This window comes from Rathayibacter sp. AY1F2, assembly GCF_002930885.1.
Lineage (GTDB): Bacteria > Actinomycetota > Actinomycetes > Actinomycetales > Microbacteriaceae > Rathayibacter.
Genome location: NZ_PSVG01000012.1, coordinates 65,389 through 90,915, shown reverse-complemented (window position 1 = coordinate 90,915; position 25,527 = coordinate 65,389). Strand labels below are relative to the sequence as shown.

The following is a 25,527-nucleotide window of genomic DNA, read 5'->3' as shown; positions in this document are numbered from 1 at the left end:
GGGTCGAGCGGCATCGCGCCGGAGATGGCGATCTCGATGCCGCGGAGGGAGACGCCCCGCCCCTGGATCCGCAGCTACGCGCCCGGCGTGCCGACGGAGCTCGAGCTCCCGACCGGCTCGCTCGTCGACATCGTCACCGAGTCGGCCGAGCGGTATCCCCACCAGGTCGCGCTCGAGTTCTTCGGCCGTTCGACCAGCTACTCCCAGCTCGCCGACGAGGTGGAGCGGGCCGCAGAGGGCCTCCGCCGCCTGGGCGTCCGCGCGGGCGATCCTGTCGCCCTCGTCCTCCCGAACTGCCCGCAGCACGTCGTCGCCTTCTACGCCGTCCTCCGGCTCGGCGCCGTGGTGGTCGAGCACAACCCGCTCTACACCCCGCGCGAGCTGCGCCACCAGTTCGAGGACCACGGCGCTCGTGTCGCGATCGCCTGGAACCGCGTCGTGCCGACGGTGCAGGACCTCCCGGCCGATCTCGGCGTCGAGACCGTCGTCGCCGTCGACCTCACCCGCGCGATGCCCGCCTCGATGCGCGCAGCCCTCCGCCTGCCGCTGAAGAAGGCTCGGGAGTCGCGCGCCGCGCTGACCGGGCCGGTCCGCGGCGCGATCGACTGGGAGACGCTGCTGCGCCGGCGGATCGACCCGGCGCACCCGCGCCCGGTCGCGGAGGACCTCGCGGTCATCCAGTACACGAGCGGCACGACCGGCACGCCCAAGGGCGCCGAGCTGACCCACGCGAACCTGACGGCGAACGCCGCCCAGTCGCGCGCCTGGGTGCCGACGGTCCGCCGCGGCGACTGCGTGGTCTACGCGGTGCTCCCCATGTTCCACGCCTACGGGCTGACGCTCTGCCTCACCTTCGCGATGAGCATGGGCGCGCGCCTGGTGCTGTTCCCGAAGTTCGACCCGGAGCTGGTGCTGAAGGTCGTCAAGAAGCACCCCGCCACCTTCCTCCCGGCCGTTCCGCCGATCGCGGAGCGCCTGGCGCGCAGCGCGCAGCAGCGGGGCGTCTCCCTCCGCGGCATCGAGATCGCCATCTCCGGCGCGATGCCGCTCGACCCGGCGCTGGTCGAGTCGTTCGAGGCGCTGACCGGAGGCACGCTCGTCGAGGGCTACGGCCTCTCGGAGACCTCTCCGGTCCTGATGGCCAACCCGGTCGGTCCGACGCGACGCGCCGGGACGGTCGGGCTTCCGCTGCCCGGCACCGACGTGCGGATCGTCGACCCCGAGGATCCCGACACGGAGGTGGCGACCGGCGAGCAGGGCGAGCTGGTCGTGCGCGGTCCGCAGGTGTTCCGGGGCTACCACCGCAAGCCCGACGAGACGGCGGCGACCTTCACCGGCGACGGCTGGTTCCGCACCGGCGACATCGCGACGATCGACGAGGACGGCTTCGTGCGCATCGTCGACCGGATCAAGGAGCTCGTGATCACGGGCGGCTTCAACGTCTCGCCGTCCGAGGTGGAGGAGGTGCTGCTCCGCCTGCCCGAGATCAAGGAGGTGGCGGTGGTCGGCCTGCCCGATCCGCGCAGCGGCGAGTCCGTGGCGGCGGCGGTCGTCCTGGAGCCGGGCGCGCAGCTCGACGTCGCAGCCGCCCGCAAGGCCGTCCGGGAGGCGCTGACGCCCTACAAGGTGCCCAAGCGGATCACCGTCGTCGACGAGCTGCCGCGGAGCATGATCGGCAAGGTCCTCCGCCGCCAGGTGAAGGCGATGCTGACCGACGAGGACTAGCCCGGAACGAGCGAGGGCCCACGACCACTGTCCGTGATCGGGGGCCCTCTGCAACGAGGCTAGAAGCCGAAGTCGCCGCCTCCGAAGTCGCCGCCCCCGCCGAAGTCGCCTCCGCCACCGAAGTCGCCGCTGCCGGAGTCGCCCCAGCCGCCGCCGTCTCCGGCGTCCGCACCGGAGGCGTCCGCACCTCCCGAAACCGCTCCGCCGTCGGCCGAGGCGTCTCCCCCGCCGTCACCGCCGGCGTAGTCGCCTCCCGCGTCGGGGAGGAACGCGCCCGCGATGGCCGAGCCGATCGCGAACCCGGCGATCGTGCCGAGCATCGAGGAGGCGAGGACGCCGCCGAAGCCCATGCCTCCGCCGCCGGAGAAGCGCCGCTCCATGAATCCGGGCTGGCGCAGCTCGCTCCTCGTGGCGGACTGGGCGAGCGTGCGGGGATCGTCGTCCTTCGGCGCGTCGCCGACAGGGGCCCCCTCGCTGAGCTCTCGGAAGACCTGCTGGCGCTGCTCCGGGGTCAGCTGCTCGAAGGCCTCGCGGTGCACCTGCTCGATCGCCTCGGGCGGCGCGGTGCGGAGGAGATAGCGGTAGCGCTCGATGGCACGCTCATCGTCGGTGCGCGGAGACGTCGCCGGAGGGGAGCCGTACTCGGGCCTGCGGTCCGCGGCCTGCGGCGGCGCGTACGTCGAGCGGCGTGCGCTCTCGGGCTGCTCGTCGCGGCCCAGCAGTCGGTCCAGGAATCCCATGATCTCCTCCTCGGCGCCCGACGGACGCACACCGCCACCGTAGGCCCCTCGTCGCTCCGGGTGCTGAGCGTTCTCTCAGAGGCTGCTCGGAGCGGGGGCCTCGGTCACTTCTGCTTCGGGATGACCACCCACATCACGAGGTAGGCGATGATCTGCGGCCCCGGGAGGAGGCACGAGAGCACGAACAGGAGACGCACCACGAAGGGGCTCCAGCCGAATCGGCGGGCGAGACCGGCACAGACGCCGGCGATGATCCTGCCCCGACGGGGGCGCACGAGAGTAGCCATGACTCCACTCTGGCGCAGGGCGCCTGAGCGGGGCATCCGGGAAACCCCCTAGGTCTGCGAGGGAGTCCCGTCGAGCTCCTCGGGCCGGAACGCTCCGACCGAGCGGGCGAAGGCGGCGGCGCGCTCGGCGTCGGCCTCCGGCCAGACCACGTGGAAGCGCTCGAAGACCACGTCGCCGATGCCGCCCGGTGAGACGCGGGCGAAGTAGCGGCGGTGGCCGTCGAGCCAGGAGGCGCGCGTGCGGTCCCCCTCGCCCTCGGCCCAGGCGAACGCGTCGTCGACGGAGTCGAGCGGACCGGTCCGCACCTCGTCCGTCACGAGGACGACACGCGCCGCTCCCGCGCCGTCGCAGACGATCCAGTGGTCACCCGCGACGGGCGCCCCCTCCTCGGCGAGGGACGCCGTGGCCGTCTTCACTCCGCGCCGCACGAGGCCCAGCAGCTCGTCCGCCATCGCCGTGCTGTCGCCGAACGCCTCGACCGGCGGGAGCGCCTCGTCGACTCCCGGATGCGCGGAGCGGTACTCCGCCCAGAGGAGCGCCGCCGAGGCGGCGTCGGTGTCGGGGAGGGCGGTGCGCTCCGGCGCGGCGGGCACGAGCGCCACGATGTTCGCCCCGGCCAGGGAGGCGGGATCGTCGGGGTGGTTGTCGGGCGTGGTGACCGTGTCGAAAGGCCAGTGCTGCTGGAGCCAGCGGCGCGCGTAGGCGTCGAGCTCCTCCTCGAGCCGCGAGCCCCGGACGGCGGGGACGACCCACCAGGAGGCCTCGGCGGAGTCGCCGCCGCCGGGCCGGACGCTCAGAGCGCCCAGCGCCTCGGTGCGGTCCGGGCCGACGAGCAGGAACGCGTGCGCTCTGCCCGCACGCGACTCCTCCTCGAGGCGCAGGAGACCGCGCACGTCGTCGCCGAGGGACGCCGACGGCAGGGCGGCCGGATCGTCCCCGCGGAGGAGAGCCGCGAGCCACGGTCGCTGCTCGCCGATCACCGCGTGCAGGAGGTCCGCGTCGCTGGAGACGAGAGGACGCAGGAGGGCGCCTGCCGGCAGCTCGAGCCGCGCGGGAAGGGGCGCGTCGCCGGTTCCACCGCTCATGACCGCACCTCCCCGCGCACCGGCTCAGCCGGCCGCGCGCTCCAGGACGAGCTCGCGGACGCGGGCGGCGTCGGCCTGCCCCTTCATGGCCTTCATCACGGCACCGATCACGGCACCGGCGGCCTGCACCTTGCCGTCGCGGATCTTCGCGAGCACGTCGGGCTGCGAGGCCAGTGCCGCGTCGATCGCCTCGATGAGCGCTCCGTCGTCCGAGACGACCGCGAGTCCACGGGCGTCGACGACCTCCTGCGGGGTGCCCTCCCCGGCGATGACGCCCTGGAGGACCTCGCGGGCGAGGCGGTCGGTCAGCGTGCCGCTCTCGATCAGACCGGCGAGCTCGGCGACCTGGGCCGGGGTGACCAGGGAGGCCGGGTCCTCGCCCGCCGCGTTCGCGAGGCGCGCGATCTCCCCGGTCCACCACTTGCGGGCCGCCTGCGGAGCGGCTCCCGCGGAGACGGTCTCGGTGATCTCGACCAGCAGGCCGCTGTTGGCGACGTCCTGGAACTCGAGGTCGGTGAAGCCCCACTCCTGCTTGAGGCGGCGACGGCGGTCGGCGGGCTTCTCGGGGAGCGCGGCGCGCAGCTCCTCGATCAGCTCGGGGCTCGGCACGACCGGGAGCAGGTCGGGCTCCGGGAAGTAGCGGTAGTCGTCGGCGTCGCTCTTGGGCCGGCCCGCGGAGGTGCGGCCGGTGTCCTCGTGCCAGTGGCGCGTCTCCTGCGTGATCGTGCCGCCCGCGGCGAGGATCGCCGCCTGGCGCTGGATCTCGTAGCGGACGGCGCGCTCGACCGAGCGGAGCGAGTTGACGTTCTTGGTCTCGGTGCGGGTTCCGAGCTTCTCCTGGCCGATCGGGCGGAGCGAGACGTTCGCGTCGCAGCGCAGGTTGCCGCGCTCCATCTTGGCGTCCGAGATGCCGAGCGCCAGCACGATGTCGCGGATCATCGCGACGTAGGCCTTCGCGTACTCGGGCGCGCTCTTCCCCGCGCCGTAGATGGGCTTCGTGACGATCTCCACGAGCGGGACCCCCGCGCGGTTGTAGTCCACGAGCGAGTACTCGGCGCCCTGGATGCGGCCGGTGGCGCCGCCGACGTGCGTGAGCTTGCCGGCGTCCTCCTCCATGTGCGCGCGCTCGATCGGGATCTGCACGAGCGAGCCGTCGGCCAGCTCGATCTCGACCGAGCCCTCGAAGGCGATCGGCTCGTCGAACTGCGAGATCTGGTAGTTCTTCGCCAGGTCCGGATAGAAGTAGTTCTTGCGCGCGAAGCGGCTGGACGGGGCGATCGAGCAGCCCAGGGCGAGGCCGAGGCTGATCGAGTAGCGGACGGCTTGCTCGTTCACGACCGGCAGCGAGCCCGGGAGGCCGAGGTCGACCGGGGTCACGTTCGTGTTGGGCTCGGACCCGAACTCGTTCGGCGCGTCCGAGAACATCTTGGTCTTCGTGTTGAGCTCGACGTGCACCTCGAAGCCGAGCACCGGCTCGAAGGTCTCGAAGACCTCGTCGTAGTCCATCAGCTCGGGAGCGGACGTGTGCGCGGAGGCCATCAGACGGCACCTTCCTCGGTCGCGGAGAGCACGGAGTGGGTCAGGTCGGGGGCCTGCGCGAGGAGCGGGCGGCCCCACTTCTCCTCGAGCAGCGCCTCGAGCGCGGCGCCCACGGTGTAGAGGCGCACGTCCTCCCGGGCGGGAGCGAGGAACTGGATGCCGACGGGCAGCCCGTCCTCGTCGGCGAGGCCGGCGGGGACGGAGATGCCGGGGATGCCGGCCAGGTTCGCCGGGATGGTCGCGACGTCGCCGCGGTACATCGCCAGCGGGTCGTCGAGCTTCTCGCCGAGGCGGTAGGCGGTCGTCGGTGCCGTCGGCGAGGCGATCACGTCGACGTCCGCGAAGGCCGCGTCGAAGTCCCGCTGCACCAGGGTCCGGACCTTCTGCGCGCTGCCGTAGTAGGCGTCGTAGTAGCCGGCCGAGAGGGCGTAGGTGCCGAGGATGATCCGGCGCTTGACCTCGGGGCCGAAGCCCTGCTCGCGGGTCGCGGACATGACCTGCTCGACCGTGCCGCCGCCCTCCGGCGTGACCCGGAGGCCGAACCGGACCGAGTCGAACTTGGCGAGGTTGCTGGAGGCCTCCGCGGGGAGGATCAGGTAGTAGGCGGCGACCGCGTGCTCGACGCTCGGGAGGCTCACCTCGACGACCTCGGCTCCGGCGCCCTGAAGGATCTCGAGCGCCTCGTGGAAGCGCGCCAGCACGCCGGGCTGGAAGCCCTCGCCGCCGTCGAGCTCCTTGACCACGCCGATCCGGAGGCCCGTCACGTCGGCGCGGCGCACCGCGTCGGCGAAGGAGGGCCAGGAGTCGCGCAGCGACGTCGAGTCGCGCGGGTCGTGGCCCGCGATGACGTCGTGCAGCAGCGCGGAGTCGAGGACCGTCCGGGAGACGGGGCCGATCTGGTCGAGGCTCGAGGCGAGCGCGATCGCTCCGTAGCGGGACACGCCGCCGTAGGTCGGCTTCACGCCGACGGTGCCGGTCACGTGCGCGGGCTGGCGGATCGATCCCCCGGTGTCGGAGCCGAGGGCCAGGGGCGCCTCGTAGCTCGCGACGGCCGCGGCGGACCCGCCGCCGGAGCCGCCGGGGATGCGGTCGAGGTCCCACGGGTTGTGGGTGGGGCCGTAGGCGCTGCGCTCGGTGGTCGAGCCCATCGCGAACTCGTCCATGTTGGTCTTGCCGATCGGGACCAGCCCGGCCTCGCGGACCTTGCGCATGACGGTCGCGTCGTAGGGCGGGCGCCAGCCCTCGAGGATGCGGGAGCCGCTCGTGGTCGGCATGTCGTTCGTGACGATGACGTCCTTGACCGCGAGAGGCACTCCGGCGAGGGGGTGCAGCGACTCGCCGTCGGCGCGCCGGCGGTCGATCGCCTCGGCGGACGCGACCGCGCCCTCGCGCGCGACGTGGAGGAAGGCGTGGACCGCTCCGTCGACCGCGTCGATGCGCTCGAGGTGGGCGCGGGTGGCCTCGACCGAGGAGACCGAGCCGTCGGCCAGCTTCTCGGAGAGGGCGGACGCGCTGAGGCGGACGAGCTCGTCGCCGTGCGCGCTCACTGCTCCTCCCCCAGGATCGCGGAGACCTGGAAGCGGCTGCCGTCGTGCTCGGGCGCGCCGGAGAGCGCCTGCTCGAGCGTGAGGGTCTCGCCGACCACGTCGGGCCGGAAGACGTTCTCGAGCGGGATCGGGTGGCTGGTCGCCGGCACCTCGGGCGTGGCGACGGCCTGGACCGCGCGCACGGAGTCGACGATCTGGCCGAGCTCCCTGGTGAGGCTCCCGATCTCGTCGGAAGTGAGGTCGATCCTGGCCAGCTGGGCCAGATGGGCGACCGTGTCGGCCGTGATCTCGGACATGCGTCTCCGTCTGGTGGTTCGGGGGGGTTTTCCGGCCGCCAGTCTACTCGGCGCGCCCGCACCGCCTCCGCCCGCGCCGCCCGACCGTCAGGAGCCGCCGAAGAGGCTGGAGCCGTGCTTCAGGAGTGCGTTGTACGCCCCCTCGTAGGTGGTCGGCAGGTCCTCGCCGGGCTCGCCGTACCGGGCCAGCAGCAGGCCCATCAGGCCGACGGCGGGCGGGCTCAGCGGCTTGTCGCGGTTCACGTGCGCCGGATGCGCGGGCGCCGCCTCGGGGTTCGGGGGCAGGTACTGCGGCACCGTGGTCGGCCAGTCGCCGATCTGCCGCGGCTCGTCGAGGGTCAGCACCCCGAAGAGGTCGGGGGCGGAGGCGTCGCGAGCGGTCAGCGGCTCGAGGCCGTGCAGGGCGCTGAGGGTCCGGATCACCGCGCCGTGGTGCAGCTCGTCGTGCACGATCGTGCCGGCCCTCGTGTACGCCGAGACGGCGATCGCCGGCACGCGGCAGCCGAGCCGGTCGAAGGCGAAGCCCATCTCGCCCTCGCGGCCGTCGCCCGGCGGAGTCGCCGACGGCGGGGGGACGTGGTCGTAGAGGCCGCCGTGCTCGTCGAAGGTCGCCAGCAGCAGCGTGTTCACCGCGTTCGAGCCGGTCGTGCTCGCGCTCTCCCGGATCGCCGAGTACACCTGGTGCAGCAGCAGCTCGCCGGCGCGGACGTCGGACAGCGCGCTGTCGTAGACGGGCGTGCCGTCGACCTCGTCCTCGTGCAGGACCCCGGTCGGCGGGTGCATGTCGTTGTGGTCGAAGACGAGCCGCGGCTCGAGGAAGGCGTAGTCGGGCAGCTCGCCGTTCTCCACGTCGGCGTAGAACCGGTCCATCGTCGAGAAGTGGGTCTTCCAGTACTTCTCGAGCACCGGCGCGTGCAGGAACCCGGTGTACGAGACCACCTGCAGCGCGTCGAAGTAGACGCGCCAGGTCCTCCCCGCCTCCTCGAGGCGGTTGAACACCGTCGGCGCGTCGGCCAGGTCGTCCGCGAGCCACTTCTCGTAGCCGCCGCCCTGCTTGTTGGTGACGAAGCCGTGCGAGGTCGACGCGTGCAGGAAGGACCGGTTGCAGAAGGTCTGGGAGGGGACGGCGCAGAACCACTGGTCGAAGACGGCGAACTCGCGGGCGAGGGTGGAGAAGACGGGCAGCATCTCCGGCGAGAAGCCGCCCATGATCGTCCGCGCCTCCTCCGCCGTGGGCTCCTGCCCCTTCTTCATCACCCTCAGGTGCTGGACGTAGTCCTCGAGGAAGCCGCTCATCGTCGGGGCGGAGGCGTCGGCGGGCGCGTTGAATGGCGCGGTCATGGCGCCGACGGTGCGGCCGGCGTTCTCGGGCGGATCCACCGTGCCGAAGAGCTGAGTGTTGACGTGCGGGTACTCCTCGCCCGGGTCCGGGTCGGGCTGGCGCATCACGGAGTCGGTGGCGCCCTCGTAGACGTGCGTGCCGACGGTCAGTCCCCCGGCGCTGGTGTTCGTCCGCTCGTCGGGGAGGAGGCCCTCGAAGCTCTCGCCCGCGGGCAGGTCGTCCGGTCCGTAGAGGCGGCCGAGGACGTTGTCGAAGGAGCGGTTCTCGAACATGATCACGACGACGTGGTCGAATCCCGGCTCCGTGCGGGCGGGCAGTCGCGGCTCCTCCTCGCGGCGGGGGCCGGAGGCGACGGCCGCGCCGATCGCGCCACCGGCGAGGGCTCCGGCTCCGACTCCGGCGGCGGCGGTGCCGGCCAGGAAGCGGCGGCGCGAGCGGGAGCGGGGAGCTCCGTCGTCGTGCTCCGAGGGAGTCCGCTCGCTGGTCATCTCCGCCGCCTCTCCTGCGCCGCCTGCGCCTGCTCGGAGTGTAGCGACGCGCCCGGGACGGCGGCTCGAACGCGGGCGAGCAGTCCCGACTCCGGCTCGGGGTCGACGTGCGCGCGGCGGGCCGCGTCGCGGAGGCGGCGCCCGACCGGCGCGGGCGGCGCGAACGCGGGCGCCGTGCGGGGCCAGCGCGCGAGGGACCGGTCGGGACCGCTGAGGAGTGCGGCCAGCTCACGGACCTGCGGATCGACGAGGGCCCGGCGCACGCCCGCCCGGGCGCGGACGAGCTGCGCGGGAGTCTCCGGACCGAGCGGCACGCCGATCCGTGCACCCGAGGGGACGGCCGAGGCGATCACGAGCGCCGGCACCGTGCCGGGCCGCTCCGCGCTCCCCCGCGCGGTGACGAGGAGCAGCATCCGCCGCCCTGCCCGCTCCGCGTCGCGGACGGCGTCGAACACGACGTGCAGCAGCTGCTCCGCGAGGCGCGCATCGGCGGATCGATCGGTGCCGGCGGCTGCGGCGTCGGCGAAGTCGGCCGGATCGACGAGGGACCGCGGCTCGACCAGGACGAGCGGAGGCAGGGTGCCGGCTGCGGCCTCGGCGGCCAGCGCGTCGATGGGAAGGAGGCGCCCGCCGCGGGAGCCGGCGGCGCCCGGATCGCGGTGGGGCCACTCCGGATCGGCGAGGAGCGTGATCGAGACGCCCTGCCGCTCGTCGACCGCGAGAGCCCAGCCGGTGCCGGTCTCCCGGGCCGCGCGCAGGGCCGCCGGCAGCGGATCGCGGCCGTCGGCGCGCCAGTGGTCGGCCCGGGCGAAGGCCGTGGCGAGGAGCGCGTGCACCGGCAGCATCTCGGGGGCGAAGCGCGCGCCCGGAGGATCGTCCGGGCCGGGCGCGGTCATCACGGCGTCCGTATCACCGGTGAACACCGGACCGTCCGGATCGTCGAGCGCGCCGAGGACCTGGTCGCGGCTGCGGCCGGCGAAGGAGAGCACGACCAGGTGGTCGATCCGGCCCAGCACCTCGGCGGTCCGGCGCTCGGCGGGGGTGGGCCTAACCGCGGCGTCGAGCGCGAGCGACGCTGCGTCGGCGAGGGAGCGGCGCAGGAACGCACGCCGCTCCCCGCCGCCCGCGTCAGGCATCGGGCCCGGTCGGCTCCTCCGTGCTCGGGGCGGCCGCGTCCGGGACGGCGTCGGTGTCCGGCACGGCGTCGTCCTCCGGCGAGGCGTCGGAGCGCGATGCGCCGGCGACGTCCCCGTCCGGGCCGGCGGCGGCCTCCTCCGGAGCGTCGGCGGACGCCTCCTCCGGCAGTGCGATCGCGTCCGGTCCCTCCGTCACCAGGAGGTGGAACTCGGCCGCGGTGATGATCCGGAGCCCCAGGGCCTCGGCCTTGCCGAGCTTGCTGCCGGCGCCGGGACCGGCGGCGACGTAGTCGGTCTTCTTGGAGACGCTCGAGCCGGCCTTGCCGCCGGCCGCGAGGATGGCCTCCTGCGCCCCCTCGCGGGAGTACCCCTCCAGGCTGCCGGTTGCCACGACCGTGAGACCCGCGAGCACCCCGCCGGCGGCGTCCGCGGCACCGGGACCGGGGTGGCCGGGCGTGGCGAAGCGCACTCCGGCCGCGGCCCAGCGGTCGACGATCTCGACGTGCCAGTCGACCTCGAACCAGGCGATCAGGGCGTCGGCGATGATCCCGCCCACCCCGTCGACCGCGGCGAGCTCGTCGCGGCTCGCCCCGCGGATCGCGTCGAGCGAGCCGAAGTAGCCCGCCAGCGCGCGCGCGGCGACCGGGCCGACGTGCCGGATGCTGAGCGAGACCAGCAGACGCCACAGCTCCTTGGTCTTCGCCCGCTCGATGTTCTCGATCAGCCGGAGGGCGTTGGTGGAGGGCACGGAGGCCGCGTCCCCCGCGAAGGCTCCCGCCTCCGGGTCGAAGGCGCCGTCCTTGGCGAGCTGCCGCTTGCGCTTGAAGGGCGTGACGACCTTCGGATCGCCCTTCGCGTCGAGCTTCTGCAGACCCGTCTCGGAGTCGCGGACGACGACCTCGATCGGGAAGAGATCGGCCACCGTGAGCTCGAACAGGCCGGCCTCGGTCCGCAGCGGCGGCTCGGCGGGCACCAGGGGCTGGGTCAGGGCGGCGGCGCTGACCTCGCCGAGCGCCTCGATGTCGAGCGCGCCGCGGCTGCCCATGTGCTCGACGCGCCCGCGGACCTGCGCGGGGCAGGACTCCGCGTTGGGGCAGCGCAGGTCGACGTCGCCCTCCTTGGCCGGAGCGAGCGTGGTGCCGCACTCGGGGCACTGCGTCGGCATCACGAACTCGCGCTCGGAGCCGTCGCGGAGCTCCACCACCGGGCCGAGCACCTCGGGGATGACGTCCCCGGCCTTCCGCAGCACGACCGTGTCGCCGATGAGCACGCCCTTGGCCTTGACCACGTCGGCGTTGTGCAGCGTGGCCTGGCGCACCTCGGACCCCGCGACCTTCACCTTGGTCATCTGGGCGAACGGCGTCGCGCGGCCGGTGCGCCCGACGCTCACGACGATGTCGAGGAGCTTCGTGTGGACCTCCTCGGGCGGGTACTTGTAGGCGATCGCCCAGCGCGGCGCCCGGCTGGTGGCGCCGAGCTCGTCGTGCAGCTCGAGCTCGTCCACCTTCACGACCACGCCGTCGATCTCGTGCTCGACCGAGTGCCGCTCGCGGCCGTAGCGGTCGACGAAGGCGAGCACCTCCTCCACCAAGGCCGAGACGCGGTTGTGGCCGCTGACCGGCAGTCCCCAGGAGGAGAGGAGCCCGTAGACCTCGGACTGGGACGCGACAGGCGGGTCCGGCCAGGCGCCGATGCCGTGCACGTAGAGCGCGAGGGAGCCGACGCGCGCCTCGCCGGCGCGCAGGTCGAGACCCGACTTCTTGTCGAGCTGCTGGCGGAGGCCGCCGCTCGCCGCGTTCCGCGGGTTGGCGAAGGTCGGGAAGCGCCGCAGTGCGCTCGTGCGCGCCTTCTCCTCCTCGAAGACGCCTCGGGTGGCGGGCGGGCGGGACGACCAGCGGGTCCGCGCCTCCTCGACCGCCTCGTCGCGAAGCGTCTCCTGGAGGGCGTTCAGCTCGGCGAAGGCGGCCACGGGGATGAAGACCTCGCCGCGGACCTCGACGAGTGCCGGGTGGCCCTCGCCGGAGAGGCGCTCGGGGATGCCCGCGACGCGGAGGGCGTTGACGGTGACGTCCTCGCCGGTGCGGCCGTCACCGCGGGTCGCCGCCGTGACGAGGCGGCCGTCCTCGTAGTGGAGGGAGATCGCGAGCCCGTCGATCTTGAGCTCCGTGAGCCAGGCGACGGGGCGGTCGGCCGAGGCCACCGTCTTCTCGCACCACTCGCGCAGCTCCTCGGCCGAGAACACGTTGTCGAGGGAGAGCATCCGCTCGGCGTGGTCGATCGGGGCGAGGCCCGCTCCGACGATCCCGCCGACGGTCCGCGTCGGCGAGTCCTCGGCGGCGAGCTCGGGGTGCTCGGCCTCGAGCGCGGCGAGCTCGCGCACCAGGGCGTCGTACTCGGCGTCGGACAGCGGCGAGGAGTCGGCCGCGTAGTAGTCGTCGCTCGCCGACCGGATCCGCGCCCGCAGCTCCTCGACGCGGGCGGCGGGCTCGACGGCGCTCACCGGAGCACCGCGGCGTCGGCCGCGACCGTGCGGTCGATCGTGCACTGGCCCAGCACGCGGGTGCCGAGGTAGACGACGGCCGTCTGGCCGGGGGCGACGCCGTCGAGCGGCGAGTCCGGAGTGATCACGAGCTCCACCCTGCCATCGACGTGCGACACCACCGCGGAGGCGGGGACCGGGTCGGCGTGCGCGCGGATCTGGACGTCGCAGCGGAAGGGCGCGTCCACGTCCTCGGGAGCGGCGCCCGCCCAGGTGAACCGCTCGCCGGCGATCTCGCCGATGCGCAGCGCCTCGCGCGGACCGACGACGACCTCGTTGCTCACCGGCCGCACCTCCAGGACGAAGCGCGGCCGGCCGTCGGGCGCGGGGACGCCGAGGTGCAGGCCCCGGCGCTGGCCCACCGTGTACCCGTGAGCGCCCTCGTGGGAGCCGACCACCGCGCCGTCCCGATCGACGACCGCTCCGGTCTCGGGGGCGACGCGCTCGGCGAGCCAGCCGCGGGTGTCGCCGTCGGGGATGAAGCAGATGTCGTAGCTGTCGGGCTTGCTCGCGACGCTGAGGCCCCGCTCCGCCGCCTCCGCGCGCACGATCGCCTTGGACGGCGTGGAGCCGAGCGGGAACATCGAGTGCCGCAGCTGCTGCTCCGTCAGCACGCCGAGGACGTAGGACTGGTCCTTCGCCTCGTCGCTCGCGCGGTGGAGCTCCGGGGAGCCGTCGGCGGCGGTGCGGAGGGAGGCGTAGTGGCCGGTGCAGACCGCGTCGAAGCCGAGGTCGAGAGCCTTCTCGAGCAGGGCGGCGAACTTGATCCGCTCGTTGCAGCGCATGCAGGGGTTCGGGGTGCGGCCCACCGAGTACTCGGCGACGAAGTCGTCGACGACGTCCAGCTTGAACCGTTCGGAGAAGTCCCACACGTAGTACGGGATGCCGAGGACGTTCGCGGCGCGCTGCGCGTCCATCGAGTCCTCGATCGTGCAGCACCCCCGGCTGCCGGTGCGCAGCGTGCCGGGCATCCTGCTCAGGGCGAGGTGCACGCCCACCACATCGTGCCCCGCCTCCACCGCGCGGGCCGCGGCCACCGCCGAGTCCACTCCACCGCTCATCGCCGCCAGAACCTTCACCGTGCGAGTCTACGTTTCCCGCGGGCGCGGCCGGCAGGGGTTCAGGCGGGCAGCACCGCGCGGCTCGAGAGTCCGGCTCGGGCGGCGCGGGCGTAGGCGGCGGGCAGCGCGGCCAGGAGGGCGTCGACGTCCGCGTCGGTCGAGGTGTGGCCGAGCGTCATCCGGAGCACCCCGCGGGCCTCCTCCTCGCTCCGGCCGAGCGCGAGGACCACGTGCGAGGGCTCCGGGATCCCCGCCGTGCAGGCGGACCCGGTCGAGACGGAGACGCCCGCGGTGTCGAGGAGGAAGAGGAGGGAGTCGCCCTGCGCACCGGGGAAGGCGAGGTGCGCGTTGTTGGCGACCCGGCGTCCGGAGTCGAGGGCGGGCCCGGTCAGGGTCGCCCCCGGCACGGCGGCGAGGACGCCCGCGACGAGCCGGTCGCGCAGGGCGGCAAGGCGCTGCGCCTCCGCCGACAGCTCGGCGTCCGCCTCGACCGCGGCGGCGGCGAAGGCCGCGGCGCCGGGCACGTCCTGGGTGCCGGAGCGGACGCCCCGCTGCTGTCCGCCTCCGTGCAGCACCGGGATCACGCGGGCGTCGCGGGCGAGCACGAGCGCACCGGTCGCGATCGGGCCGCCGACCTTGTGACCCGAGACGCTGACGGCGGCCAGTCCCGCGCCGCGCCCGGAGCCGGAGGCGCGGCGGATCTCGGCGATCCGCAGCGGCACGTGCCCGAGGGCGGCGACCGCGTCGACGTGGAGGGGGACGCCGGCGCGGGCGCACGCCGCCGCCAGCTCGGCGATCGGATTGATCGTCCCGATCTCGTTGTTGACCCAGAGCACCGTGACCAGGGCGACCGAGCCGGGGTCCTCCTCCAGCGCCGCGGCGAGCGCCTCCGGCCGCAGGGTGCCCTCGTCGTCGAGAGGCAGCCACTCGAGGACGGCGCCCTCGTGCTCGGCGAGCCAGGCGGCCGAGTCGAGCGTCGCGTGGTGCTCCCCCTCGGCGACCAGGACCCGGACGCGAGCCGGGTCCTCGCTCCGGCGCTGCCAGTAGAGGCCCTTGATCCCGAGGTTGACCGCCTCGGTGCCGCCGGCGGTGAGGATCACCTCGATCGGCTCGCAGCCGAGCACCCCGGCGAGCGCCGACCGGGCGTCCTCCAGCCGGCGGCGCGCCTCCTGGCCGGAGCCGTGGACGGAGGAGGGATTGCCGCCGTGGGCGGACGCCTCCGCGAACGCGGCGAGCGCCGAGGCGCGCAGCGGGGTGGTCGCGGCGTGGTCGAGGTAGATCACAGCAGCCCTTCGTCCCGCGTCGGGGGCACGGAGGGAGCCGGTGCCCGTCACTACTGTAAGTCGCATGACCTCTCACGATCCCCTGGCCCGGCTCGGCGTGACCGTGGACGATCAGGGCGGTGAGCTGCGGGTCTGGTCCGAGAGCGCGAGCGCCGTCGATCTGCTGCTGTACGACGAGAAGGATCCGACCTGGGTGACCCGCACGGTCCCGCTGGCGCGCGACGACGCCGCGGTCTGGTCCGCGCGCTCCGATCTGCTGGCCCCCGGCCGCCGCTACGCCCTGCGCGTCGACGGACCCACGGGCCCCCGGCACCGCTTCGACCCCCGCCGGGCCCTGCTGGAGCCGTACTCCCGCGGCCTGCACCGGGTGGCGGAGAACGAGTGGCGCTCGGTCGTCGTGGACGACGCGTTCGACTGGGGCTCCTCCTCCCGGCCCGGCACCCCGATGGACCGCACCGTGATCTACGAGGCGCATGTGAAGGGGCTGACCCGGCTGAACCCGGCGCTGCCCGTGGAGCTGCGCGGCACCTACGCCGGCCTGGCGCACGAGTCGACGGTCTCGGCGCTGCTCGATCTGGGCGTGACGGCGGTCGAGCTGCTGCCCGTGCACGCGTTCGTGTCGGAGCAGCGCCTGCTGCGGCAGGGGCTGACCAACTACTGGGGCTACAACACGCTGAACTTCTTCGCCCCGCACGCCGCGTACGCCTCCTCCACCGCGCAGCGCGGCGGACCGACCGCGGTGCTCCGCGAGTTCAAGGGGATGGTGAAGCTCCTGCACGAGGCCGGCCTCGAGGTGATCCTGGACGTGGTCTACAACCACACCGCCGAGGAGGGGCCGGGCGGGCCGATGTCGAGCCTGCGCGGGATCGACGACGCCGGCTGGTACCGCCAGACGCCCGAGGGCCACTACGTGGACGTCACCGGCTGCGGGAACACGATCGACTTCGGCCGGCCCGCGGCGCAGCGCCTCGCGTTGGACTCGATGCGCTACTGGTCGGGCGAGGTCGGGATCGACGGCTTCCGGCTCGACCTGGCCGCGACCCTCGGCCGGGACGAGATCGCGCACTTCCGGAGCGACCACCCGCTGCTGCGGGCCGCGGTCGAGGATCCGGCGCTGGCCGGCGTGAAGATGATCGCCGAGCCCTGGGACGTGGGGATGGGCGGCTGGCAGACCGGGAACTTCCCGGCCGGGTGGTCGGAGTGGAACGACCGCTACCGCGACCGCGCCCGCAACTTCTGGCTCTCGGACATCGACTACGCCCGCCGCGCCGGCACGGCCCCCGTCGGCATCGGCGGCTTCGCGACCCGGCTCTCGGGCTCGTCCAACACGTTCTCGGCGGAGCGGGGCCCCCTCGCGTCGGTCAACTTCGTCACCGCGCACGACGGCTTCACGCTGGCGGACCTGGTCTCGTACAACGTCAAGCACAACATCGGCAACGGCGAGTCGAACCGCGACGGAGCCGACACCAACCGCTCCTTCAACCACGGCTTCGAGGGCCCCACCACCGACGAGCGGATCACGCTGGCGCGGCGCAAGGCGATGCGGAACCTTCTCGGCACCCTGCTGCTGTCGGCCGGCGTGCCGATGATCACGGCGGGCGACGAGACCGGGCGCAGCCAGCGCGGCAACAACAACGCCTACTGCCAGGACTCGGACCTGACCTGGGTGCGCTGGGAGGGCCTGGCCGACTGGCAGCTCGCGCTCCGCGCGCACACGCGCACCCTGCTGCGCCTGCGGCGTGAGCACCCGGCGCTGCGTCCCTCCCGCTACGGCAGCGGCGACGCGAGCGAGCCGGGCGCCACGACCATGACGTGGTTCGACGCCCACGGGCGCGGGATGAGCGAGCACGACTGGACCTCCGCCGCCAACCGGACGCTGCAGTACCTCGCCGCCTCGACGCCGGTCGAGGGCGAGCCGGACCGCGTCCTGCTGGTGGTGCACGGCGTCGAGCAGGACACCACGGTCGTGCTCGCCGACGGCGAGGGGGTCACCGGCTACACGCGCCTGTGGAACAGCGAGGAGCCGGAGCCGCTGGAGCACGGCGAGTCGTTCGAGCCGGGGCAGGTCATCCGCGTGGCCGGCACCTCGATGCAGCTCTTCGCCGCGCACGGGCCGGCGGCCGAGCAGGACGCCTGATGGCGCGGAGCGGGCCGGGGACCCCGGCGACCGTCGCGCTGACGGCGGCGGGCGTCCCCTTCACTCCCCGCCAGTACCGGCACGACCCGGCCACGACGCGCTACGGGCTCGAGGCGGCCGAGGCGCTCGGCGTCGAGCCGGAGCGCGTGTTCAAGACCCTGATGGTCGATGTGGACGGCGAGCTCGTGGTGGGCGTCGTGCCCGTCACCGGCTCCCTCGGGCTGAAGGAGCTCGCGGCCGCGGTCGGAGGCAGGCGGGCGGCGATGGCCGACCCCGTGCTGGCCCAGCGCCGGACCGGCTACGTGCTCGGCGGCATCTCGCCGCTCGGGCAGAGGACGCGGCATCGCACCGTGATCGACGAGACCGTCGAGCTCCACGACACGGTGCTCGTGTCGGGCGGGCGCCGGGGCTTCGACATCGAGCTCACCCCCGCCGACCTCGTCGCCGCGACGGCCGCCCTCCTCGCCGACATCGCGCGCTGACCCCCGATCCCTCGCCGTCCTCCTCCGGGCGCCGTTTCGCTCGATGCGCCGTCCTCCTCCCGCGAGATCCCACTCCGGTCCGCGAGACGCCGAGGAAGGCGCACCGGAGCGGCATCTCGCGGAGAGGGACCGGGCGGGGTCAGCCGGCGGCGGCGGCCAGTCCCAGCTCGGCGGAGCGGGCCAGGAGGGGATGCCGCGGCACGACGCGGACGGTGTAGCCGAAGGAGCCGCTGCGGTCGAGGGTGACCACTCCGGCGTAGGGCACGCGCCCGACCGCGTCGGCCGGCACCACGGCACCCGACTCCTCGACCACCTCGAGCTCGTGGTGGCGGACCTCGGTGAGCGAGCCGTCAGCGGACGTCGTCCCGTAGACGACCTCGACCGAGACGTCCGCCGGCGAGAGCTCGCCCAGGCGCACGCCCGCCCGCACGGCGAGCCGGTCCCCGCGCTGGGGCACCGCGTCGATCCCGCCGGACTCGACGGACGCGACCGCGACCCCGGGCCAGCCGGCGCGGACCCGCCGCTTCCAGGTCGCCAGCTCCTTGGCCGGCTCGAAGTGGTCGGCGGCGACGGCGCGCCCGGCCTCGGCGGCCGGCGAGTAGAGCGCCTCGACGTACTGGCGCACCATCCGCTCGGCGGAGAGCTCGGGCGAGAGGGTCGCGAGGGTGTGCCGGATCGACCGCACCCACCGCCGGGGCACGCCGTCGTGATCGCGCTCGTAGTAGCGCGGCACGACCTCGGTCTCGAGCAGCTCGTAGAGCGCCTCGGCCTCGAGCGTGTCGCGGGCCTCCGGGTCGAGCGCGCGGTCGGAGGAGGGGATCGCCCAGCCGTTCTCGCCGTCGAAGTACTCGTTCCACCAGCCGTCGAGGATCGAGAGGTTGAGCGAGCCGTTGAGCGCCGCCTTCATCCCCGAGGTGCCGCACGCCTCGAGCGGGCGCAGCGGGTTGTTGAGCCAGACGTCGGTGCCCGGGTAGAGCAGCTGCGCCATCGCGATGTCGTAGTCCGGCAGGAAGACGATCCTGCGGCGCACGTCCGGCTCCTGCGCGAAGCGGACGAGCCGCTGGATCAGGCGCTTCCCCTCCTCGTCGGCCGGGTGGGACTTGCCCGCGATGACGATCTGGATCGGGTGCTGCGGGTGGGTGAGCAGCGCGCGCAGACGCTCGGGGTCGTGGAGCATCAGGGTCAGCCGCTTGTAGGTCGGCACCCGCCGCGCGAAGCCGATGGTGAGCACGTCCGGGTCCAGCAGCTCGTCGAGCCAGGCCGGCGGGAGGCCGCCCGGGTTCTGCTCGCGCCAGGAGCGGGCGGCCCGGCGGCGGGCGTCCCGCACCAGCTGCTCCCGCATCGCCCGGCGCGCGGCCCACAGCTCGGTGTCGCCGAGCGCACCCGAGGCCCAGTCGGCCCGCGTCGTGTCGTCGGTGCCGAGCCGCTCCTCCGCGAGCCGCCGGAGGATCGGATCGGTCCAGGTGGCCGCGTGGACGCCGTTCGTCACCGAGCCGATCGGCACCTCCGCCGTCTCGAAGCCGGGCCAGAGGCTCGAGAACATCGATCGGCTGACCTCGCCGTGCAGCGTCGAGACGCCGTTGGAGCGCTGCGCGAGCCGCAGGCCCATGTACGCCATGTTGAACGCCGTCCCGGAGTCCCCCGGCTCGGCGCCCAGCGCGAGCACGTCCTCGACCTGCACGCCCGGGAGCAGCTCCGTGGAGAAGTACTCCTCGATCATCCCGCGGTCGAAGCGGTCGATGCCCGCCGGCACCGGAGTGTGCGTGGTGAAGACCGTGCTCGCCCGCACCACCTGGAGAGCCTGGTCGAAGTCCAGGCCCGCGCCGATCAGGCCGGAGATGCGCTCGAGCCCCTGGAAGCCGGCGTGCCCCTCGTTCGTGTGGAACACCTCCGGGAGGACGCCGCCCGAGACCTCGGCCCAGAGCTCGAGCGCGCGGACCCCGCCGATGCCCAGCAGCAGCTCCTGCAGCAGGCGGTGCTCGCCCCCGCCGCCGTAGAGGCGGTCGGTGACGGAGCGGAGCGAGTCCTCGTTCTCGGGGATGTCGGTGTCGAGCAGGAGGAGGGTCACCCGGCCGACCTCCGCGCGCCAGACCCGGGCGTAGAGCGCGCGTCCCTCGGGGAGCGCCAGCACGATGCGGGCGGGCGAGCCGTCGGCGAGACGGACGACGCGCAGCGGCAGCCCGTCGGGATCGAGCGAGGGGTAGGACTCGAGCTGCCAGCCGTCGGCGGAGAGCTTCTGCGAGAAGTAGCCCGACCGGTAGAAGAGGCCCACGCCGGTGAGCGGCACGCCCAGGTCCGAGGAGGCCTTCAGGTGGTCGCCCGCGAGGATGCCGAGTCCGCCGGAGTACTGGGGCAGCGCCGCCGCGATGCCGAACTCCGGCGAGAAGTAGGCGATCGAGCGCGGGGCGGACTCCGGCAGCGACTGGTACCACCGCGGCTCGGTGCGGTAGCGCTCCAGCTCGTCGCGGAGGCGCCACGCCTCGTCGACGAAGCCCTGGTCCCCCGCCAGCTCGGCGAGGCGCTCGGGGCTCACTGCTCCGAGCAGAGCGGTGGGGTCCGCTCCCCCGCGCCGCCACAGCTCCGGATCGACCCGCTCGAACAAGCGCCGGGCGGGCTCGTGCCAGGCCCAGCGGAGATTGCCCGCCAGATCGCCCAGAGCCGAGAGCTCGGGCGGGAGGACGGAGCGGACGATGAAGCGGCGGATCGCCTTCACGGCACCCCTCGACTCTCTGCGGACCCCGGAGCGCCCGGTCGCGGAGCACCGGGGCGGTCGCGCTCGGTCACCCTAGCGGACCCCGACCACCGCGGATCGGCGGGACGCGGACCCGCCGCGACCCTCCGGCACGCGCTCCCCGGGTCCGTTTGCACAGGCCCGAGCGCGGGCGCAACCGTCGTGTGCGAGCCGCCGCCGGTCGCTACTGTCGTGACGTGGCTCAGATACCTTTCGGCAAGGCTCAGAACGGCAAGGACGCACGGCGAGCGGGTCGCGGACGCGCACCCCAGGAGGCGTCGGCGCCTCCCGAGACGGCCGCTCCGGCGCCCGCTGCCGCCCCCGAGGCGACTCCTGCTCCCCCCGCGGCCGACAGTGCTCCGGCCGCCCCGGTGACCGCGGACGCACCCGACGCGTCGCCGGCGCCCGCGACGACCGGGAGCGGCTACCGCGTCCGCGCCGAGCGCCTGCCGATCATCGACCCGCAGCCGCGGCTCGAGGACGACCGCTGGCCCGCGAAGGCGTTCGTCGGCGAGGTCGTCCCCTTCGCCGCCACGGCCTTCCGCGAGGGGCACGACCTCATCGGCGTCGACCTCCTGCTGAGCTCGCCGTCCGGGGCCGAGTCGGAGCACCGCATGTCGCTCCTCGCGACCGGCACCGACCGCTACGGGCGCCTCGCGGCCCTCGACGAGGAGGGCGACTGGAGCTACCGCATCCGCGCCTACGCCGACGACTGGGCGACCTGGCTCCACACGGCCGAGGTCAAGATCCCGGCCGGCCTGGACATCGACGTCACCTTCGCCATCGGCGAGGGCCTGCTGCGCAGCGGCGCCGACGACTCCTCGCGGCCCGAGGGCGAGCGCAGCCTGCTCTCCGACACCGCCGCCCGCGTCGGCGACACCACGCTGAGCGCCGAGGAGCGCCTCGCCGCGGCGACCGATCCCGCCGTCCACGGCGCGCTCGACGCCCGCCCGGTGATGAGCCTCACCAGCGTCTCGGAGCCGCGCACCGTCCACGTCGAGCGCACCCGCGCCGGCGTCGGCGCCTGGTACGAGTTCTTCCCCCGCTCCGAGGGCGCCGTGCGCCACGAGGACGGGACCGTGACCAGCGGATCCTTCCGCACCGCGATCGACCGCCTCCCCGCTGTGGCCGCGATGGGCTTCGACGTGCTCTACCTGCCGCCGATCCACCCCATCGGCCGCTCCTTCCGCAAGGGCCCGAACAACACGCTCGACGCCGGCGAGAACGACCCCGGCTCGCCGTGGGCGATCGGCTCGGCCGAGGGCGGCCACGACGCGATCCACCCGGACCTCGGCACCGAGGACGACTTCCGCGCCTTCCACGCCGCGGTCGAGGCCGCGGGCCTCGAGCTCGCCCTCGACTTCGCCCTGCAGGCCTCGCCCGACCATCCCTGGGTCACCAGCCACCCCGAGTGGTTCACGACGCTCCCCGACGGCTCGATCGCCTACGCCGAGAACCCGCCGAAGAAGTACCAGGACATCTACCCGATCAACTTCGACAACGACCCCGACGGCATCCGTCAGGAGTCGCTGCGGGTCCTGCGGCACTGGATCGACCTGGGCGTGCGGATCTTCCGCGTCGACAACCCCCACACGAAGCCGCTCGACTTCTGGGAGTGGATCATCCACGAGGTCAACGCCGAGCACCCCGAGGTCGTCTTCCTCGCGGAGGCGTTCACCCGCCCCGCGATCATGCGCGCACTCGGCAAGGTCGGCTTCCAGCAGTCGTACTCGTACTTCACCTGGCGCAACACCAAGGAGGAGCTCGGCGAGTTCTTCACGAGCATCTCCCACGAGACGGCCGACTACATGCGGCCGAACCTCTTCGTGAACACTCCGGACATCCTCACCGAGTACCTCCAGTACGGCGGCCGCTCGGCGTACAAGGTGCGGGCGGCCCTGGCCGCGACCGCGTCGCCGCTGTGGGGGGTCTACGCCGGCTACGAACTGGTCGAGAACGTCGCTCGCCCCGGCGCCGAGGAGAACATCGACAACGAGAAGTACGAGTACAAGACGCGCGACTGGGCCGGCGCCGAGGAGTCGGGCCGCTCGCTGGCGCCGTACATCACGCGTCTCAACGAGATCCGGCGCTCGCACCCCGCGCTCGGGCAGCTGCGGAACCTGCACGTGCACGGCAGCGACGACGACGCGATCCTCGTCTACTCCAAGCACCTGCAGGCCGCGTTCACGGGCACCGGGACCGACGACACGATCATCGTCGTCGTCAACACCGACCCGCACTCGGCCCGCGAGACCACGGTCCACCTCGACCTGCCCGCGATCGGGCTCGACTGGAGCGCGACCTTCGAGGTCGAGGACCTGATCACCGGCGCCGTCTGGACCTGGGGCAGCGACGACTACGTGCGGCTCGACTCGTTCGTCGAGCCCGTGCACATCCTGAGCGTGAAGGCGGACGAGCGATGAGCGGAACCACCCCCGAGGACACGAGCCCGGCCGCGGAGGCGGGCCTCGGCGCGCACGCCGAGACGGTCCCCACGACGGGCACCAGCTCGGCGACCACCTCCGGCCACGGCGCGCACGTCGCCGACGCGGCGTCCGACGCACGACAGCACCCCGGAGCGGACGGCGAGAACGCGCGCAGCTACGCGGTCGAGACGGTCCCGGAGGCGCCTCAGCCGGTCGCGGGCGACGACGCCGTGACCGTCGAGCGCGACGCCGACGACGCGGAGTCCGCTCCGGTCGGCAGCGGGGCCGAGGGCGACCTGCCCGACGACACGGACGCCGCCGATTCCGTCGCAGCCGACAGCGCCGCTCCCGTCGAGACGACCGCCGGCCCCGCCGAGACGACCGCGGACCCCGCCGAGACGACCGCGGACCCCGCGACCGCTTCGGGCCCCGTCGACGGCACCGCGGCGATCGCGCTGCCCGACATCCCGGAGTGGGTGCTGCAGCAGCTCGCCACCGGCAGCAACGCGCTCCCCCACGACGTCCTGGGCCAGCACCTCGTCGCGGCCCCCGGCGTCTCCGACCCGGTGACGGTCGTCCGCGTGCGCCGCCCGCTCGCCGAGAAGGTCGCCGTGGTGCTCGCCACCGGCGCCCGCGTCGAGCTGAGCCACCTCAGCGACGGGATCTGGCAGGGCTTCCACGTCCTCGGTCCGCAGGCGTACACGGTCGAGGCCCGCTACGGCGGCGGCGGCGAGTGGACCGCGGAGGACCCCTACCGGTTCTCGAAGACGGTCGGCGACTTCGACCTCTACCTCATCGGCGAGGGCCGCCACGAGCGTCTCTGGGAGGCGCTCGGTGCCCGCCACCGCGAGTACGAGGGGGTCTGGGGCACGAGCTTCGCCGTCTGGGCCCCGCACGCCCAGGCCGCTCGGGTCGTCGGCGACTTCAACGACTGGAACGGCGAGGGCCACTCCCTCCGCAACCTCGGGACGACCGGGGTCTGGGAGATCTTCGTCCCGGGCGTCGAGCCCGGAGCCTCCTACAAGTTCGACCTGCTCTCGCGCGACGGCCACTGGGTCCGCAAGGCCGACCCGATGGCCCGCGCCACGGAGGTGCCGCCTGCGACCGCCTCGAAGGTCCCCGTCTCGCACCACCAGTGGGGCGACTCCGGCTGGATGGAGAAGCGAGCCTCGGTCGATCCGCACACGCAGCCGCTCAGCGTCTACGAGATGCACCTCGGCTCCTGGCGTCCGGGACTGGGCTACCGCGACCTCGCGGACCCGCTGATCGAGTACGTCACCGAGCTCGGCTTCACGCACGTGGAGTTCATGCCGCTCGCCGAGCACCCGTTCGGCGGCTCCTGGGGCTACCAGGTCACCGGCTACTACGCCGCCTCGAGCCGCTTCGGCACGGCCGACGACCTCAAGTACCTGATCGACCGTCTGCACCAGGCCGGCATCGGCGTCATCGTCGACTGGGTGCCCGGGCACTTCCCCAAGGACGACTTCGCCCTCGCCCGCTTCGACGGCGAGCCGCTCTACGAGCACCCGGACTGGCGCCGCGGCGAGCAGATGGACTGGGGCACCTACGTCTTCGACTTCGGGCACACCCAGGTGCGCAACTTCCTCGTCGCGAACGCCCTGTTCTGGCTCGAGGAGTTCCACGTCGACGCCCTGCGCGTGGACGCCGTCGCCTCGATGCTTTACCTCGACTACTCCCGCAAGGAGGGCGAGTGGCTGCCGAACCAGTACGGCGGACGCGAGCACCTCGAGGCGATCAGCTTCCTCCAGGAGGTCAACGCCACGGCCTACAAGCTGCACCCCGGCATCATGATGATCGCCGAGGAGTCGACGAGCTGGCCCGGCGTCACCCAGCCCACCAGCTCCGGCGGCCTCGGCTTCGGGCTCAAGTGGAACATGGGCTGGATGCACGACTCGCTCGACTACATGGCGAACGACCCGCTCTGGCGCCAGTACCACCTGGGCGAGATCACCTTCTCGTTCGTCTACGCCTTCAGCGAGAAGTTCGTCCTGCCGATCAGCCACGACGAGGTCGTGCACGGCAAGGGCTCGCTGATCCAGAAGATGCCGGGCGACCACTGGCAGCAGCTCGCGAACGTGCGCGCCTACCTCGCCTTCATGTGGGCCCATCCCGGCAAGCAGCTGCTCTTCATGGGCCAGGAGTTCGGCCAGTACTCCGAGTGGAGCGAGGAGCGGGGCCTGGACTGGTGGATCCTCGATCAGCCGAGCCACCGCGGTCTCTGGAGCCTCGTCGGTCAGCTGAACCGCGTGTACCGCGACTCGCCGTCGCTCTGGGAGCTCGACCACGAGCAGTCGGGCTTCGAGTGGATCGACGGCGGCGCGGCGGCGGCCAACGTCGTCTCGTTCCTGCGCAAGGACAGCGAGGGTCGCCCGATCGCCGTCATCGCCAACTTCTCGGGTTCGCCCGTGCACGGCTACCGCGTGAGCCTGCCCACGGCCGGCCGCTGGGAGGAGCTCGTCAACACGGACGCCGAGATCTACGGCGGCAGCGGAGTCGGGAACTTCGGAGCGGTCGAGGCTCGCGAGGAGCCGTGGGCCGGCCGCCCGGCTTCCGCCGAGCTGGTCCTGCCCCCGCTGGCCGTGCTCTACCTGCGACCCGCCGACTGATCGGTCCCCGCACGGAAGAGGCCGCCCGCCGCGACGATCGTCGCGAGCGGGCGGC

General features: G+C 73.5%; 17 protein-coding genes. 5 read left to right on the top strand and 12 right to left on the bottom strand.

All coding sequences use genetic code 11. From position 1 onward, the window contains the following. Positions 1-36: 36 nt before the first annotated feature. Positions 37-1,725, top strand: coding sequence for a long-chain-fatty-acid--CoA ligase (locus C5C54_RS10975; RefSeq protein ID WP_104288344.1), 1,689 nt, complete (start codon positions 37-39; stop codon positions 1,723-1,725). A gap of 59 nt (positions 1,726-1,784) precedes the next feature. On the opposite strand, the gene C5C54_RS10970 is transcribed toward C5C54_RS10975, so the two are convergent. From C5C54_RS10970 to C5C54_RS10920, 11 genes are all read right to left on the bottom strand, one after another. Further along, complete coding sequence (locus C5C54_RS10970) at positions 1,785-2,465, bottom strand: hypothetical protein (protein ID WP_104288343.1); 681 nt, start codon at positions 2,463-2,465, stop codon at positions 1,785-1,787. 104 nt (positions 2,466-2,569) lie between these two features. Continuing rightward, positions 2,570-2,752, bottom strand: a complete 183-nt coding sequence (locus tag C5C54_RS10965; RefSeq protein ID WP_104223873.1) for a PspC domain-containing protein — start codon at positions 2,750-2,752, stop codon at positions 2,570-2,572. A gap of 48 nt (positions 2,753-2,800) precedes the next feature. Then, positions 2,801-3,838, bottom strand: a complete 1,038-nt coding sequence (locus C5C54_RS10960) for an ASCH domain-containing protein (protein ID WP_104288338.1) — start codon at positions 3,836-3,838, stop codon at positions 2,801-2,803. Positions 3,839-3,862: 24 nt separating this feature from the next. Next, a complete protein-coding gene (gene gatB / locus C5C54_RS10955) occupies positions 3,863-5,377 on the bottom strand; it encodes an Asp-tRNA(Asn)/Glu-tRNA(Gln) amidotransferase subunit GatB (protein WP_104288337.1) in 1,515 nt (504 codons plus the stop codon). After that, positions 5,377-6,924: an Asp-tRNA(Asn)/Glu-tRNA(Gln) amidotransferase subunit GatA gene (gatA, locus tag C5C54_RS10950; protein ID WP_104247609.1), complete on the bottom strand. Its 1,548-nt coding sequence runs from the start codon at positions 6,922-6,924 to the stop codon at positions 5,377-5,379. The genes gatB and gatA overlap by 1 nt, the downstream gene beginning before the upstream one ends. Then, positions 6,921-7,220 carry an Asp-tRNA(Asn)/Glu-tRNA(Gln) amidotransferase subunit GatC gene (gene gatC, locus C5C54_RS10945; protein ID WP_104226848.1) on the bottom strand — a complete coding sequence of 100 codons (300 nt, stop codon included), beginning with the start codon at positions 7,218-7,220 and terminating at the stop codon, positions 6,921-6,923. The genes gatA and gatC overlap by 4 nt, the downstream gene beginning before the upstream one ends. Positions 7,221-7,307: 87 nt before the next feature. After that, positions 7,308-9,050, bottom strand: a complete 1,743-nt coding sequence (locus C5C54_RS10940) for an alkaline phosphatase family protein (RefSeq protein ID WP_104288336.1) — start codon at positions 9,048-9,050, stop codon at positions 7,308-7,310. Next, positions 9,047-10,186 (bottom strand): hypothetical protein, encoded by a 1,140-nt coding sequence (locus C5C54_RS10935; protein ID WP_104288335.1) that lies wholly within the window; start codon positions 10,184-10,186, stop codon positions 9,047-9,049. The genes C5C54_RS10940 and C5C54_RS10935 overlap by 4 nt, the downstream gene beginning before the upstream one ends. Further along, positions 10,179-12,686, bottom strand: coding sequence for an NAD-dependent DNA ligase LigA (ligA, locus tag C5C54_RS10930; RefSeq protein ID WP_104288334.1), 2,508 nt, complete (start codon positions 12,684-12,686; stop codon positions 10,179-10,181). The genes C5C54_RS10935 and ligA overlap by 8 nt, the downstream gene beginning before the upstream one ends. Next, positions 12,683-13,804, bottom strand: a complete 1,122-nt coding sequence (mnmA, locus tag C5C54_RS10925) for a tRNA 2-thiouridine(34) synthase MnmA (protein WP_181127875.1) — start codon at positions 13,802-13,804, stop codon at positions 12,683-12,685. Before mnmA ends, ligA begins: the two co-directional genes overlap by 4 nt. A gap of 41 nt (positions 13,805-13,845) precedes the next feature. Then, the gene (locus tag C5C54_RS10920) at positions 13,846-15,135 is read right to left on the bottom strand and encodes a cysteine desulfurase family protein (protein ID WP_104288332.1); all 1,290 of its coding nucleotides are present in this window, start codon (positions 15,133-15,135) and stop codon (positions 13,846-13,848) included. Here C5C54_RS10920 and glgX point away from each other — a divergent pair. Both glgX and ybaK read left to right on the top strand, forming a co-directional pair. Then, a complete protein-coding gene (gene glgX, locus C5C54_RS10915; protein WP_104288331.1) occupies positions 15,134-17,206 on the top strand; it encodes a glycogen debranching protein GlgX in 2,073 nt (690 codons plus the stop codon). The genes C5C54_RS10920 and glgX overlap by 2 nt on opposite strands. Then, positions 17,206-17,688: a Cys-tRNA(Pro) deacylase gene (gene ybaK / locus C5C54_RS10910; RefSeq protein WP_104247616.1), complete on the top strand. Its 483-nt coding sequence runs from the start codon at positions 17,206-17,208 to the stop codon at positions 17,686-17,688. Before glgX ends, ybaK begins: the two co-directional genes overlap by 1 nt. A 139-nt stretch (positions 17,689-17,827) precedes the next feature. Here the strand turns inward: ybaK and glgP are convergent, their stop codons facing one another. Next, positions 17,828-20,401 carry an alpha-glucan family phosphorylase gene (gene glgP / locus C5C54_RS10905; RefSeq protein WP_104226856.1) on the bottom strand — a complete coding sequence of 858 codons (2,574 nt, stop codon included), beginning with the start codon at positions 20,399-20,401 and terminating at the stop codon, positions 17,828-17,830. A gap of 470 nt (positions 20,402-20,871) precedes the next feature. Between glgP and C5C54_RS10900 the strand changes: the two genes are divergently transcribed. Then, complete coding sequence (locus C5C54_RS10900; RefSeq protein WP_258063293.1) at positions 20,872-22,842, top strand: alpha-1,4-glucan--maltose-1-phosphate maltosyltransferase; 1,971 nt, start codon at positions 20,872-20,874, stop codon at positions 22,840-22,842. After that, positions 22,839-25,472, top strand: coding sequence for a 1,4-alpha-glucan branching protein GlgB (glgB, locus tag C5C54_RS10895; protein WP_181127874.1), 2,634 nt, complete (start codon positions 22,839-22,841; stop codon positions 25,470-25,472). Before C5C54_RS10900 ends, glgB begins: the two co-directional genes overlap by 4 nt. The last annotated feature ends 55 nt before the right edge of the window (positions 25,473-25,527 follow it).